Annotated in this window: 17 protein-coding genes; 8 read left to right on the forward strand and 9 right to left on the reverse strand. The window is 73.1% G+C overall.

All coding sequences use genetic code 11. The features are described from left to right. Positions 1–21: 21 nt before the first annotated feature. The 6 genes from E1298_RS33660 to E1298_RS33685 form a co-directional block, all read right to left on the reverse strand. Positions 22–426: an NUDIX hydrolase gene (locus E1298_RS33660; RefSeq protein ID WP_131900530.1), complete on the reverse strand. Its 405-nt coding sequence runs from the start codon at positions 424–426 to the stop codon at positions 22–24. Positions 427–431: 5 nt separating this feature from the next. Further along, complete coding sequence (locus tag E1298_RS33665; RefSeq protein ID WP_131900532.1) at positions 432–1,328, reverse strand: SAM hydrolase/SAM-dependent halogenase family protein; 897 nt, start codon at positions 1,326–1,328, stop codon at positions 432–434. A 75-nt stretch (positions 1,329–1,403) separates the two neighbouring features. Continuing rightward, entirely contained in the window at positions 1,404–1,715 is a 312-nt protein-coding gene (locus E1298_RS33670) for a DUF202 domain-containing protein (protein ID WP_131900534.1), read from the reverse strand. Continuing rightward, the gene (locus tag E1298_RS33675; protein WP_131900536.1) at positions 1,712–2,101 is read right to left on the reverse strand and encodes a YidH family protein; all 390 of its coding nucleotides are present in this window, start codon (positions 2,099–2,101) and stop codon (positions 1,712–1,714) included. Before E1298_RS33675 ends, E1298_RS33670 begins: the two co-directional genes overlap by 4 nt. A 160-nt stretch (positions 2,102–2,261) precedes the next feature. Beyond that, the gene (locus E1298_RS33680; protein ID WP_131900537.1) at positions 2,262–2,891 is read right to left on the reverse strand and encodes a MerR family transcriptional regulator; all 630 of its coding nucleotides are present in this window, start codon (positions 2,889–2,891) and stop codon (positions 2,262–2,264) included. A gap of 105 nt (positions 2,892–2,996) precedes the next feature. Beyond that, complete coding sequence (locus E1298_RS33685) at positions 2,997–3,716, reverse strand: IclR family transcriptional regulator (RefSeq protein ID WP_131900539.1); 720 nt, start codon at positions 3,714–3,716, stop codon at positions 2,997–2,999. A gap of 100 nt (positions 3,717–3,816) precedes the next feature. On the opposite strand from E1298_RS33685, the gene leuC reads away from it, so the two are divergent. The 4 genes from leuC to E1298_RS33705 all read left to right on the forward strand — a co-directional run bounded on the left by leuC (position 3,817) and on the right by E1298_RS33705 (position 6,629). Continuing rightward, complete coding sequence (gene leuC / locus E1298_RS33690) at positions 3,817–5,214, forward strand: 3-isopropylmalate dehydratase large subunit (RefSeq protein WP_131900541.1); 1,398 nt, start codon at positions 3,817–3,819, stop codon at positions 5,212–5,214. A gap of 10 nt (positions 5,215–5,224) precedes the next feature. Then, positions 5,225–5,812: a 3-isopropylmalate dehydratase small subunit gene (gene leuD, locus E1298_RS33695; protein WP_131900543.1), complete on the forward strand. Its 588-nt coding sequence runs from the start codon at positions 5,225–5,227 to the stop codon at positions 5,810–5,812. A gap of 146 nt (positions 5,813–5,958) precedes the next feature. Continuing rightward, complete coding sequence (locus E1298_RS33700; protein ID WP_131900545.1) at positions 5,959–6,192, forward strand: SCO5555 family protein; 234 nt, start codon at positions 5,959–5,961, stop codon at positions 6,190–6,192. A gap of 158 nt (positions 6,193–6,350) precedes the next feature. Then, complete coding sequence (locus E1298_RS33705; RefSeq protein ID WP_131900547.1) at positions 6,351–6,629, forward strand: HU family DNA-binding protein; 279 nt, start codon at positions 6,351–6,353, stop codon at positions 6,627–6,629. A 105-nt stretch (positions 6,630–6,734) separates the two neighbouring features. Here the strand turns inward: E1298_RS33705 and E1298_RS33710 are convergent, their stop codons facing one another. Beyond that, entirely contained in the window at positions 6,735–6,956 is a 222-nt protein-coding gene (locus tag E1298_RS33710) for a hypothetical protein (RefSeq protein ID WP_131900549.1), read from the reverse strand. A gap of 29 nt (positions 6,957–6,985) precedes the next feature. Beyond that, positions 6,986–7,657, reverse strand: a complete 672-nt coding sequence (gene cofC, locus E1298_RS33715) for a 2-phospho-L-lactate guanylyltransferase (RefSeq protein WP_131900551.1) — start codon at positions 7,655–7,657, stop codon at positions 6,986–6,988. Between the two features lie 84 nt (positions 7,658–7,741). On the opposite strand from cofC, the gene E1298_RS33720 reads away from it, so the two are divergent. From E1298_RS33720 to E1298_RS33735, 4 genes are read left to right on the forward strand one after another with little or no spacing between them, the layout of a single operon-like run. Then, positions 7,742–8,677 (forward strand): lysophospholipid acyltransferase family protein, encoded by a 936-nt coding sequence (locus E1298_RS33720; RefSeq protein ID WP_131900553.1) that lies wholly within the window; start codon positions 7,742–7,744, stop codon positions 8,675–8,677. Between the two features lie 17 nt (positions 8,678–8,694). Next, the gene (locus E1298_RS33725; protein WP_131900561.1) at positions 8,695–9,684 is read left to right on the forward strand and encodes an NAD(P)H-dependent glycerol-3-phosphate dehydrogenase; all 990 of its coding nucleotides are present in this window, start codon (positions 8,695–8,697) and stop codon (positions 9,682–9,684) included. A 13-nt stretch (positions 9,685–9,697) separates the two neighbouring features. Further along, entirely contained in the window at positions 9,698–10,843 is a 1,146-nt protein-coding gene (locus E1298_RS33730; protein ID WP_131900555.1) for a trans-sulfuration enzyme family protein, read from the forward strand. A gap of 21 nt (positions 10,844–10,864) precedes the next feature. Continuing rightward, a complete protein-coding gene (locus tag E1298_RS33735; RefSeq protein WP_131900557.1) occupies positions 10,865–11,989 on the forward strand; it encodes a D-alanine--D-alanine ligase family protein in 1,125 nt (374 codons plus the stop codon). A gap of 10 nt (positions 11,990–11,999) precedes the next feature. On the opposite strand, the gene E1298_RS33740 is transcribed toward E1298_RS33735, so the two are convergent. Further along, positions 12,000–13,805 (reverse strand): beta-propeller domain-containing protein, encoded by a 1,806-nt coding sequence (locus E1298_RS33740; RefSeq protein WP_243725967.1) that lies wholly within the window; start codon positions 13,803–13,805, stop codon positions 12,000–12,002. Positions 13,806–13,972: the final 167 nt, after the last annotated feature.

A 13,972-nucleotide genomic window follows, 5' to 3' on the forward strand; every position in this document is an offset into this window, starting at 1 on the left:
AGCTGTGTATAAGAGACAGGCTCAGGCGAGGAGGCCGCGCTCCTCGGCCAGGCTGAGGGCGGCCTGCGCGGCGGGGGCCAGCAGGTGCCGCTCGCCGGGGCCGACGTACAGGTACTCGTCGACCTCTCCGGCCGCCGCCATGGCGCCCCGGTAGGACGCCGTGAAGCACGCCATCCGCACGTGCGCGAAGTCGGGCTGGTCGTGCGCGGGCGCGCGGATCACGCCGAGCTCGCGGAAGGACGCCTCGTCCAGCTCCAGGTCGAGCTCCTCGCGCACCTCCCGCGACAGCGCCGACCAGTCGGTCTCGCCGGGCTCCCGCTTACCGCCGGGGAGGTAGAGCAGGTCGCGGCCCCGCGACCGGACGGCCAGCATCCGCCCTCCGGACACCTGCACCCACGCCACGACGTCGAGATCCCCCTGGTCCATGACGATCAGTCTGCCAGGACGCCGCGACGGCCCGTCCCGGCGGTGCGGACGGTCACGGTGCTCCCGGAGCCGAGCCCGAACCGTTCCGCCGCCGACCCCTGGTTGACCGCCAGGCCCAGCTGCCCGGACGAGTCGATCCACATCAGCGGCTCGCCCGCGTCGACGCTGCCGAACGTCTCCTCGAACGTGACGCCGACGTTCGCGCCGCTGCCCGTCCCGCTGCCGACCGTCGCGCCGCCGTCGGTCCCGCTGTCGGCGACGCCGGACAGCTCCAGCGGGGTCCCGTACGCCAGCGGGCCGAGCGCGCCGACGAGGTCGTCCTCGTCGGCGTGCAGGATCAGGCTGCCGAACCGGTCGGCGTAGAGGACGGCGGCGGTCAGCGCCCCGTCCCGGACGACCGGCGCCGGGACGTCGAGGGGCAGCAGGTCCGCCGGGGCGACGGCGGGGCCGAGGCGGGCCATGTCCACGCCGAGGGCCAGATGCGCGGCGGCCGGAGAGAAGACGTCGCGCCCGTGGAACGTCGTCGACACCGACGGCAGCCGGTAGGCGGGATCCTCCAGGCAGCGCGCCCGGACCGCGCCGCCCAGCTCCCCGGCCGCCGGGACGAGCAGGCCGTTGTCGGGGCCGACCAGCACGTCCCCGCGCCCGGTCTCGACCGCCACCGGCCGGCGGGACGTCCCGACCCCGGGGTCCACGATGCCCACGTGGACGCCGATGGGCAGGTAGGGAAGCGCCTGCCGGAGCAGCATCGCCCCCTCGGCGACGGCGTACGGCGCGATCTCGTCACTGAGCACGAGGACGTTGGCGTCCGGCGCGATGGTGGAGACGACACCGGCGCAGATGGCGGTGTAGGCGGCGCCGAAGTCGGTGGCGAGGCTGACGAACGGGCGGGCGTCGGGCACGGATAGAGCCTAGACGGCGGTTCACGCGTACACGGCGCCTCACGCGTACACGGCGCCTCACGCGTACACGGCGCCTCACGCGTACACGGCGCACAGGAGACCGGCCAGGGCTAGCAGCATCGTGAGGACGGTCGCGATCAGGACGGAGAGGGGGTCGGCCACGCCGCCGCCCGCGGGCAGCGCGCGGCGGCGGATCCGCAGGCTCACCCGGGTGCGGCGGAGCTGGAGCACGGCGCCGCCGCAGACGACCGCCCCCGCGGCCGCGGCGCCGGAGGACGAGGGCGCGAGGCGTACGCACAGCAGCCCCGCGGCGATCAGCGCGAGCGTGGTGCGGGTCCAGGCCAGCGCCGTCCGCTCCGGCTGGGCTCCGCGGTCGCCGGGCCTCACCGGGTGGCCAGCAGCGCCACGAGCAGGACGACCGCCGCGATCGCCAGCCCGTACGACATGATCGGCGCGAACGCGGGCGGCGGCAGCGTCTCGGCGCGCCGCAGCGCCCGCTCGGTGCGCAGCCAGCGGCGGAACGCCAGTACCGCGACCAGCGCCCCGGTCGCGGCGAACCCGACGGCGAGCCCGTTGCGCAGCGGAGCCTCCACCAGCCGGCCGGTGAGCGCGACGCCGACGCCCGCGGCGATCAACGCCAGGGCCGTCCGGATCCAGGCGAGGAACGTGCGCTCGTTGGCGAGGGTGAAGCGCGGGTCGGGATCGCTGCCCTCGGCGAGCAGTCGGTCGGTCCACCGGTCGCGGGAGCCTTCGGGGTGCTGGGTCGCTGTCATCGGAGAACGTCACTCTGCAATGCTCGGGGTGTGCACGGCGAATGCCGCCCACGGACATTCATGTTAAGCGATTCAGTACCAAACCCGGCATGGCGGGGATATGAATAAGAATTCCGACCCATTATGCCGGAATTAACGACAACGTCCCTGGTGAGGCGGGTCAGCCGGTTCCGAAACGGCGCGCGGACGCGTCCTCCTGGGCGAGCCGGTGCAGGGCCGTTAAAACCTGCTCGTACAGAACGGTGGAGACGAGCAGGGATTGGACCGTCCGGGCGCGGGAGGCCTCGTCGGTGACCCGGGCCATCTCGTGCTCGGCGACCTCTGTCGCGGCCCGGACGTAGGGCCGCAGATCGGTCAGCGTGATCGGGAAGCCGAGGCGGCGCAGTGCCACGAACGTGTGGGCCAGCAGGTCGCGGGCGGGGGCGCGCGGCGTCACGCTCCAGCCGAGCTCCCGGATGAGCGCGTCGACGTCCTCGCGGGCGGCGCGCCAGTGCGGATCGTGCGGGGCGGCGACGTGGGGGCCGATGGCGTACTGGGTGGTGCCGAACAGCTCGTGGAGGCTGACGCCGTCGTCGTCGATGGCGGCGATGATCTGCTGGATCGCCGCCACCGGCAGGTCGCCGACCTCGCGCAGCGCGCTGATCAGGCGCAGCCGCTCCAGGTGCCGCCGGTCGTACTCCGAGCGGGTCGCGCTCACCGCCGAGCCCTTCGGGAGCAGGCCCTCGCGGATATAGAACTTGATCGTCTGGACCGTCAGGCCGCTGCGATCGCTGAGCTCGGAGATCTGCACCGCGCACCCCCTTGACTGGAGGCTAACGCTATCCAGGGGCCCTGCTCAGATACTTGCACTATCCAATTCGCTCCGGACGCGGGATTCCCGTCCGGGCGGGGACGGCTAGGAGGAACTCCGGCGCATGCCCTCGGTGACCTTGTCGGCGGCGGCCATGACGGGGACGGCGTGGAGGCGGCCGGGGGAGCGGGTCAGGCGTTCCAGCGGGCCCGAGACGGAGACGGCGGCGATCACCCGTCCGCCCGCGCCGCGGACGGGGGCCGAGACCGATCCGACGCCCTGCTCGCGCTCGCCGACGCTCTGGGCCCAGCCCCGGCGGCGAACGGACGCGAGCGTGGTGGCCTCGAACTTGGCGCCGCGCAGCCCTCGGTGCATCCGGTCGGGCTCCTCCCAGGCGAGCAGGACCTGCGCGGCGGAGCCGGCGGTCATGGGGAGCGCGGCGCCGACGGGGATGGTGTCGCGCAGGCCGCTGGTCCGCTCGGCGGAGGCGACGCAGACCCGGACGTCGCCCTGGCGGCGGAAGAGGGAGGCGCTCTCGCCGGTGAGGTCGCGCAACTGGGCGAGGACCGGCTGGGCGATGGCGAGGAGGCGGTCCTCGCCCGCCGCGACCGCCAGCTCGGCCAGCCTCGGGCCGAGGATGAAGCGCCCCTGCGTGTCGCGGTGCACGAGGCGGTGGTGCTCCAGCGCGACGGCCAGCCGGTGCGCGGTCGGGCGGGCCAGCCCGGTCGTCTGGACGAGCTGGGCGAGCGAGGCCGGACCGGCCTCCAGCGCGTTCAGCACGAGAACCGCTTTGTCGAGTACGCCGACTCCGCTAGAGTTGTCCATGTCTTGATATTGCCGTCTCGTAATTTGAGATGCAAGTCGAGGTGACCAAGGACCACGGCGCGACGGAGCGCCGACGACCGTGACAGGTGAGGTGGGAGTGATGGGCCGTACATTGGCCGAGAAGGTGTACGACGCGCACGTCGTACGGCGTGCCGAGGGTGAGCCGGACCTCCTCTACATCGACCTGCACCTCGTCCACGAGGTCACCAGCCCGCAGGCGTTCGACGGGCTGCGCCTGGCCGGCCGCCGGGTCCGCCGCCCCGACCTGACGATCGCCACCGAGGACCACAACGTCCCGACGACGGACCTGCTCAAGCCGATCGCCGACCCCGTGTCGCGCGCCCAGGTCGAGACGCTGCGCAAGAACTGCTCCGACTTCGGCGTCCGCCTGCACCCCATGGGCGACGACGGGCAGGGCATCGTCCACGTCATCGGCCCGCAGCTCGGCCTCACCCAGCCCGGCATGACCGTGGTGTGCGGCGATTCGCACACCTCCACGCACGGCGCCTTCGGCGCGCTGGCCTTCGGCATCGGCACCAGCGAGGTCGAGCACGTCCTGGCCACCCAGACGCTGCCGCAGATCAAGCCGAAGACGATGGCCGTGACCGTGGACGGCGCGCTGCCCGCGGGCGTCACCGCCAAGGACCTCATCCTGGCGGTCATCGCGCGGATCGGCACCGGTGGCGGCCAGGGCCACATCATCGAGTACCGCGGCGAGGCGATCAGGGCGCTGTCGATGGAGGGCCGCATGACGGTCTGCAACATGTCCATCGAGGCGGGCGCCCGCGCGGGGATGATCGCCCCGGACGAGAAGACGTTCGAATACCTCAAGGGCCGTCCGCATGCTCCCTCAGGCGAGGAGTGGGAGCGGGCCGTCGAGTACTGGACGTCCCTGCGCACCGACGACGACGCGGTCTTCGACAAGGAGGTCGTGATCGACGCGGCCGAACTGACCCCGTTCGTCACCTGGGGCACCAACCCGGGCCAGGGCCTGCCCCTGGACGGCTCCGTCCCGGACCCCGCGTCCTACACCGACCCGGCCGCCCGCCAGGCGGCCGAGCGGGCCCTTGCGTACATGGGCCTGACCGCCGGGACGCCGCTGCGCGAGATCGAGGTCGACACCGTCTTCGTCGGCTCCTGCACCAACGGCCGCATCGAGGACCTGCGCGCGGTCGCGGGCGTGCTGGAGGGCCGCAAGGTCGCGGGCGGCGTCCGGATGCTGGTCGTCCCCGGCTCCATGAAGGTCAAGAGGCAGGCCGAGGAGGAGGGGCTGCACGAGGTCATCTCCGCCGCCGGCGCCGAATGGCGCGAGGCCGGCTGCTCGATGTGCCTCGCCATGAACCCCGACAAGCTCACGCCGGGGGAGCGCAGCGCCTCGACGTCCAACCGCAACTTCGAGGGACGGCAGGGGCCCGGCGGCCGCACGCACCTGGTGTCGCCCGCCGTCGCCGCCGCCACCGCCGTCACCGGCCGCCTGGCCGCCCCTGCCGATCTGTGAGGACTGGATCATGGAAGCGTTCACCACCTACACCGGGCGCGCGGTCCCGCTGCGCCGCAGCAACGTCGACACCGACCAGATCATCCCGGCGGTCTGGCTGAAGCAGGTCAGCCGCACCGGATTCGACAAGGGCCTGTTCTCCGCCTGGCGCGAGGACCCGGAGTTCGTCCTGAACCAGTCCCGGTACGCGGGCGCGGGCATCCTGGTCGCCGGGCCCGACTTCGGCACCGGCTCGTCCCGCGAGCACGCCGTCTGGGCCCTGCAGCAGTACGGGTTCCGCGTCGTCATCGCGCCGCGCTTCGGCGACATCTTCCGCAACAACTCCACCAAGATGGGGCTGCTGCCGGTCGTCCTGACCGGCGAGCAGGTCGAGAGCCTGCAGGCCGCGGTCGAGAAGGACCCCGCCCTGGAGATCACCGTCGACCTCGGGAGCCGTGAGGTCCGCTGGGGCGCCGAGGCCGCGCCCTTCGAGATCGACGACTACACCCGCTGGCGGCTCCTGGAGGGCCTGGACGACATCGGCCTCACCCTCCGCCACGCCGACGCCGTCACCGAGTTCGAGGAGAAGCGCGCCGCCTGGCTGCCGGTCACGCTCTGACCGCGCGGCGTCCCGCCACCCGGCCCGCCCCGCCTCCCAGGAGGACGGGCCGGGTCTTCGGCGACCCCCGGATGGACGGCGGCGGTTCCGCACCGAGGAGAATCGCCCTAGGACGCGACTCGTTCCGAAGCGTTGGGGGGCACGAATTGGGCACGGATCCGTGGACCGGGCCGGAGTGGGACGACCCCGCCCTGACCCGGCTCGCGCGGCGGCTGCGCGACGCCCACAGGGCGGTGGCGCCGCTGCCTCCCGAGACCCGGCAGCGGCTCATCCGGCACCTCCTGGCGATCACCGATCTGGCCAAACGGGACGCCGACCTGGCCGCCCGCAGGCTGGACGCGTTCCTCGCCGATTTCCAAGACGCCCCCGACGTCCGTTAGCGTGCGCAGTGGCCGGATCCGGTCCGGTCACCCGGCGAGACGGGGGCGAGACCGACAAAAACGCCAGCGACACGGCAACTCTTGCGTGCAGGTGATTGTGTCCATGCTGGAGGTCCCTTAGTTTCGTTCGGGCAAGGGGGGAACTAGAGGAGTAACCCATGAACAAGCGTGAGCTGGTCGACGCGATCTCTGACCGGCTGGGCAGCAAGAAGGCCGCAGCCGAGGCCGTCGACGCGATCCTGGAGACGATCCAGACCGCCGTCGCCAAGGGCGACAAGGTCGCGATCACGGGGTTCGGTTCGTTCGAGAAGGCCGACCGGCCTGCCCGTACGGCCCGGAATCCCGCAACGGGCAAGACCATCCAGGTTCCCGCGACGTCCGTTCCGAAGTTCAAGGCCGGGGCGGACTTCAAGAACCTGGTGGCCGGCAAGAAGTAGCGTCACCGCGCCAGCGCCCGGGACCGTGCCAAAACGGTCCCGGGCGCTGGCGCGTATCTGGATCCGGTGTCTCCGGGACCACGCCCGGGCCGGTGTCTCCGGTACTTAGGCGGGGGTCTGCGGCGGGGCGGGCAGCGGGAACGTCGACAGCGTCACGACGGTGACCCGGTCGCCGGCCATGGCGAGGTTGACGCGCTGGCCGAAGCGCAGCAGCCGCAGCCCGCCCGCCCCGAACGCGTCGGCGTCGAAGGGCAGCTCCGTCCCGTCGTCGAGCAGCACGCTGCCCGTCCGCGTCGCGGCGTCGAAGATCCGCACCGTCCCCTGCATACCCGGCACCCTATCCCCGGCGCGGCCCCTCAGGCGGGGGCGCCGAGCGCGGGCAGGCGGGCGGCCACGGCGGCCGTGCGGGGGCCCGTGCCCAGCGCGAGCGCCGCGCGCAGGTCGTCCGGTGTGTCCACATCACGGCGTACGCTGTCGATATCGCCGAGAAGCAGTTCCCTGGCCCCCCGGGCCCGGTGCGCGGTGCGCGAGTCACCGCCGAACGCGGGGGAGAACGGAACGCCCGGACGGGCGGTGTAGAGGGTCGTCCCGATACCCGCCGCGTCCGGGACGAAGGACTCGGGCGCCAGTTCCGCCCCCTCCAGGACACGGGCGAGTTCGTCCGGCCGCAAAGCGGGCAGATCGGCCGACAGCGCGCCGACGCCCGCGTCAGGGGACAGCTCCCGGCTCCGGCCCGCCCCGTACACCAGGGCCGGGTTCAGGCCGGCGTCCGGCTCGTCGGGCACCACGCGGGCGCCGAGAGCGGCCAGCTCCGCCGCGGGAAGGGGGTCGTCGGTGACCACTATCACACTCCGCACCCGGTCGCAGCGCAGCGCCGCGGCCACCGTGTCGGCCGCCACCGCGAGCGCGAGGTCCTGCCGGTGCGGGCCCGCGGCCGCGGACATGCGGGTCTTGGCCCGTGCCAGCACCTTGACCGGTACGACGAGCGACCACTGGAGATGAGGCGCACTGCGCGCTGCTGTAGACATGGCAACTCGACACTATGCGCACGCAACCGCGACACTTGAGGACACCCCAAGTTCACGCGGGGTACGGATCGAGGAGGGACGGGCATGAGCCACGGGTATTCGCCCGCCTGGCGGAAGCTCACGATCGTCATCCTGCGCCCGCTGCTGACCGGGCTGCTGAAGCGGGACTGGCGAGGCCGGGGGAACGTACCCGGGTCCGGCGGGGTCATCATCGCCGCCAACCACATCTCCGAGTCCGACCCGCTGGCCCTCGCCCACTTCGTCTACGGGGCGGGCCGCTACCCCGTGTACCTGGCCAAGTCCACGCTCTTCGACGTGATGTTCCTGCGCAGCGTCCTGCGCGGCACCGGCCAGATCCCCGTCTACCGCGACAGCTCCGACGCCGCCCTCGCCCTCAGGGACGCCGAGAAGGCCCTGGTGGACGGCGAGTGCCTGATGTTCTACCCCGAGGGCAGCTGCACCCGCGACCCCGAGCTGTGGCCCATGACCGGCCAGACCGGTGTGGCGCGGATGGCCCTCAAGACCGGCGCCAAGGTCGTCCCGGTGGCGAGCTGGGGCGCGCACGAGCTGCTGCCGTACAAGAAGGGCGAGCAGAAGGGGCTGGCCGGGCGCCTGAAGAGGGGCTTCCACCCGTTCCCCCGCAAGACCATGAGGGTGATCGCCGGCCCGCCGGTGGACCTGTCGGCCTACGCGGGACTGCCGCTGTCCAAGGAGACGCTCCGGGCGGCTACCGACGAGATCATGGCCAAGATCGCCGGCCTGCTCGGCGAGCTGCGCGGCCAGGAGCCGCCGCAGGAGCTGTACGACCACCACAAGGTCCTGGAGGAGCGCCGCAGGATCACCGCCGCCCGGACGGCCAAGCCGGACGCCGTCGCCGCGCCGGACGCCGCCGTCTCCGAGGCCGCCGAGCGCGAGGCCGCCGTTCCCGAGGCCGCCGACAGTGAGGCCGCCCCGGCGAAGCCCGAGACCGGCGCCGCCGGGAGCGCCGAGGCCGCCGAGAAGAAGGCGGCCGACTCGTGACCTTCCGTAGCGCGGTGATGGGCTCCGGGTCCTGGGGCACGACGTTCGCCAAGATGCTGCACGACGCGGGCGGCGAGGTCACCGTGTGGGGCCGCCGCCCCGAGGTCGTCGAGGCGATCAACGAGCGGCACGAGAACGCCGACTACCTGCCCGGCATCCAGCTGCCCGCGGGGCTCCGCGCGACCACCGACCCGGCCGAGGCCCTGGCGGGCGCCGACTTCGTGGCGCTGGCCGTCCCGGCGCAGACGCTCCGGCGCAACCTCGCCCGCTGGGTCCCGCTGCTGCCGCCCGAGGCCGTCCTGGTCAGCCTGATGAAGGGCGTCGAGCTCGGCACCACCCGGCGGATGTCGGAGGTGATCGGGGAGGTCGCCGACGTCCCCGAGGAGCGGGTGGCGGTGTTCAGCGGGCCGAACCTGGCCCGCGAGATCGCGAGCGGGGAGCCCAGCGCCGCCGTCGCCGCGTGCGTGGACGAGGACGCCGCGCGGAGCCTCCAGGCCGCCACCATGACGTCGTACTTCCGCGTCTACACCTCCACGGACGTGATCGGCTGCGAGCTGGGCGGCGCCGTGAAGAACATCGTCGCGCTGTGCGTCGGGATGTCGGTCGGGCTCGGGTTCGGCGCCAACACCCAGTCGCTGCTGATGACCCGCGGGCTGGCCGAGATCGCCCGGCTGGGCGCCGCGCTCGGCGCGGACGAGCACACCTTCGCCGGGCTCGCCGGGATGGGCGACCTCGTCGCGTCCTGCGTCTCGCCGCTGGCGCGCAACCGGACGTTCGGCGAGAACCTGGGCCGCGGCATGACGCTGGAGCAGGTCATCGCCGTCACCAAGCAGACCGCCGAGGGCGTCAAGTCCTCCGAGCCGGTGCTGGAGCTGGCGCGCAAGCACAACGTGGAGATGCCGATCACCGAGGCGGTGACCGCCGTGCTGTACCACGGCATGCCGATCAAGGAGGCGGCGATCTCGCTCATCTCGCGTTCCCCCAAGCCGGAGCGCTACGGAGTGTGACATCCTCTATGCGATGCGTAGAGACCTTCGTGAACTCGGCGAGAACAGCCGCGCCGTCCACCTGCCGCCGCTCCAGCGCGCCGAGGCGGAGTCCGCCTCCGGGTTCGCCGCCGGGCTCGCCTCGCTGGAGGGCTTCCGGCTGAGCGAACCCGTCGAGGGCGAGGCGTTCGCGTCCGGCCGGGCCGCGGTCGCGGCGGTCCTGCTCGCCTTCGCCGGCGCGGGCGCCCACGTGATCGCCCCCGCCACCGCGCACGGCGGCGTCCACGACCTGCTCGCCCGCCTCGGCGTCGAGACGTCCTTCGTCCCGGCCGGCGATCCCGACGCCGTCCGCGCGGCGCTGCGCCCGTCCACCCGGCTGGTGTGGGCCGAGACGCTCGCCGACCCGGCCCTGGCCGTGGCCGACCTGCCCTCGCTCGCCGAGATCGCGCACGACGCCGGGGCGCTGCTCGCGGTCGACTCCACGCTCACCACACCGGTCGTATGCCGTCCGCTGGAGCACGGCGCCGACCTGGTCGTCCACTCGTCCGCCGCCTACCTCGGCGGCCACGGCGACGCGTCCGGCGGCGCGGTCGCCGGTCCCGCCGGGCCGATGACCGAGGTCCGCCGGGCGCTGGACGGGATCGGCGCGCCCCTCGCGCCGGACGAGTCGTCCCGGCTGCGCCGCGGCCTGGAGACGCTGCCGCTGCGGGTGCGCCGCCAGTGCGACACGGCGAGCGTGTTCGCCGCGTCCATCGCCCACCATCCCGCCGTCCGGTCGGTCGGCTACCCGGGCCTGCCCGAACATCCGGGGCACGGCCTCGCCCGCGTGCTGTTCGACGCCGGGCCCGAGGGCACCCGCTTCGGCGCGGTCGTCACCGTCGTCCCGCACGGCGGCGCGGACGCGGGCCTCGCCCTCGCCAGGGCCGTCCGGCTCGCCGCGCCCGCCGCGTCCCTCGGCGGCACCCGCACCACGGCCGCGCACGCCGCCTCCACCACGCACCGCCGGCTCGACGAGGCCGGGCTGCGCTCCGCCGGGATCGACCCGGGCGCGGTCCGGTTCTCCCTCGGGCTGGAGGACGCCGACGACCTCGTCCGCGACGTCAGCGACGCCCTGGACACCCTCGGTCCGGCGGTGCCGTCCCCGTCCCCGCCCGCTTCGCTCGTGGCCGACCCGGGCTGATCACGGGTAGGGTCGGGCGTCATGTCCCAGGTTTCTCGTAAGGCGCGCGTGGCGGTGGTCTTCGGCGGGCGCAGCTCCGAGCACGCGATCTCCTGCGTCACCGCGGGCGCGGTCATGGCCGCCATCGACCGGGACCGCTACGAGGTGATGCCGGTCGGCATCGCCCGCGACGGCCGCTGGGTGCTCGCCCCCGAGGACCAGCGCCTCGCCATCGAGGACGGGCGGCTCCCCGAGGTCACCGGCGAAGGCAACGCGCTCGCCCTGCCGTTCGACCCGTCCAGCCCCGGCCTGATGGTCGTCGAGCCCGGCAAGGTCCCCGCGACGCTCGGCGAGGTCGACGTCGTCCTGCCGCTGCTGCACGGCCCGTACGGCGAGGACGGCACCATCCAGGGCCTGCTCGACCTGGCCGGGGTCCGCTACGTCGGCGCCGGGGTCCTCGCCAGCGCGGTCGGCATGGACAAGGGCTTCATGAAGCTCGTCTGGCAGGCGCGCGGGCTGCCCGTCGGCCCGTACGTGCTGATCGGCGACCGCGAGTGGCGCCGCGAGCGCAAGCGCAAGATCGACGAGGTCAAGGAGCTGGGGCTGGCGGACGGCCGTCCCGTCTTCGTCAAGCCGGCGCGCGCCGGATCCAGCATGGGCATCACCCGGGTCACCGCCGAGGCCGCCCTGGAGGCCGCGATCGAGGCGGCCCGCGAGCACGACCCCAAGGTGATCGTCGAGGCCGCCGTCGAGGGCCGCGAGATCGAATGCGGCGTGCTGCAGGGCCTGGACGACGGCCCCGCCGAGGCGAGCCTGCCCGCCGAGGTGCTGATGGCCGGCGACCACGACTTCTACGACTTCGAGACCAAGTACCTCGACGGCTCCACCCGCATGGCGATCCCGCCGGACCTGCCGCCCGCCGCCATCGAGGAGGTCAGGCGCGTCGCGGTCCAGGCGTTCGACGCCCTCGACTGCGAGGGGCTGGCCCGGGTCGACTTCTTCCTCACCCCCGACGGCCGCTGGATCCTCAACGAGATCAACACGATGCCGGGCTTCACCCCGGCGTCGGCGTTCCCGCAGATGTGGGCCGCGACCGGGCTGGACTACCCGGCCCTGGTCGACCGGCTCATCCAGACGGCCCTCACCCGCTCCACCGGCCTGCGCTGACCGTCTCCGCTCATCCCGCGGTGAACGGGAGCCAGCCGCGGTCGGCGAGCGTGGCCACGTCGGTGGCGCGGGCCCCGTCCTCGGAGAACGTCCACAGCGTGTCGCCGATGACGACCGAGCGGCGGATGGAGTTGCCGTAGTCCGTGCCCGGATGCTTGACGCTCCCGGCCTCGCGAAGGCCGGTGCCCGTGACCTTGAGCGCCAGCGCCTCACTCGCCCCGCGCTCCGGCCGCGACACCGGGACGACGGCGAGCCCGGTCCCGGGCCAGTACAGGAACGCGTGCGGGTCGAACTCGGTCTGGGACGACGCGCCGGGCAGCTTGTAGGAGGCCACCCGGCGCGGAGTGCCGCTGACATCGAAGAGGGACGCCTGGAGCCCCTTGGTCCGGCCGGAGGCGTCGGCGTCCTGGCCGATGCCGAGGAGCCGCCCGTCCGCCATGGGATGCAGGTAGGCCGAATATCCAGTGATCTTGAGTTCGCCGGTGACGCGGGGCCGACGAGGGTCCTTCAAGTCGAGCACGTACAGCGGGTCGACCTGCTTGAACGTCACAACATACGCGAGTGTGCCGAGGAACCGGACCGCGTAGACACGCTCGCCCTTGCCGAGCCCGTCCGCCCGTCCGATCTGGTCGAGCCGGGAGCCGTTCTGGGCCAGAACGTACATCGAGCTCTGCGACGTCGACCCGCTGGGACGACCCGTCCCCTGCCCGGGATCGGTCGTCGTGACGACGCGCAGATTCCCCTGCAACTCCGACAGCGAATACTGGCTGAGCAGGGTGCCCGGCACCGAGCCGGACGCCGCGTACTGGGGCCGTCCCCCGTTCCGGACGTCGAACCGGTGCACGTCCGTGCGCTGCTCGACGGGCGCCGGGCCCTTGACCGGCCTGGCCGGGACGGGCGGATTGCCGGCGATGTAGAGGCTCGACCCGTTGCCGTAGACGGTCGCGCCATCGGTGGCGACCGCGACCGGCGACGGATCGGCCAGCCCGCGCGCCAGATCGAACGTCAGAACGCTCACCATGCCGGCCCCGGTGTACGCGGCGGGCCGGCTGACCTGGTCGCACGGCGCCCGGTAGTTCTTCGCGGCCTTGCCCTCGCCGACCGTGAAGGTGGGCAGCCAGGCGTCGAGCGGCGCCTTCCGCACCTCAAGCCGGTTGCGCTCGACGGCCTTCTCCGGGTCCCGCCCCGGCGGCGGAAAGTCGATCTTCGGCGTGGACCGCACCACGACCCGCACGACCGAGCCGCTCTGCCGCGCGTCCAGATACATGCTGTCGGACGTCATCGTCCCGACGACCTTCGGAGCACCGGCCAGGTCGACCAGCGTCAGCCGCGTCTGCGGACGCGCGGGACCGGGCCGTCGCGGGTCCGCCGGAAGGTCACGCCCGAGCATCGGCGCCTGAGGCGTCAGGATCAGAACGCGCTCGCCGCTCAGCAGGAGCTGTGAGTTGAAGCTCCCGCCGGGATACCCGTCCCGTTCCGCAAGGCTCAGCGTGTGCGCGACCTTGCGTGTCGCGGGATCGATGACCTGGAGCCGCCCCCGGGCGAGTGTGACGATCCGGCGCCCGTCGGTCTTCACGAGGTCGGGCTCGTCGGCGCCTGGCTCATGGCTGTTCGTGGTGGAATGCTGGGGCGCCTTCCCACCGCCGTCGGCCGGCGCGGGCGCGGGCACCGCGCCTTTGTTCAGCGCCGTGTCGCCCTCGGGAAGGCCCGCCAGCGGCACGGGACCCCCCAGCCCGTACGGGCCGACCTGATCTGCGGCGGCCCGGCGCAGACCGCCCAGGAGATCGTCACAGCTGTCATAGGCCACCAACCGCATCGGCGGCGCCTCCGCCCGACGATCGTCATGGCCCGATGAGCTGGCGCACCCGGCCAGCAGCATCATCGCCGCGGCCGGTGCAATAGGAGCGAACGAACGAGCACGCATTGACTTTGGACGCCCGCGAAACGCCCCCGGTTCCCACCAACCGCGATGTCACACTGAAC

Source organism: Actinomadura rubrisoli (assembly GCF_004349215.1).
GTDB lineage: Bacteria > Actinomycetota > Actinomycetes > Streptosporangiales > Streptosporangiaceae > Spirillospora > Spirillospora rubrisoli.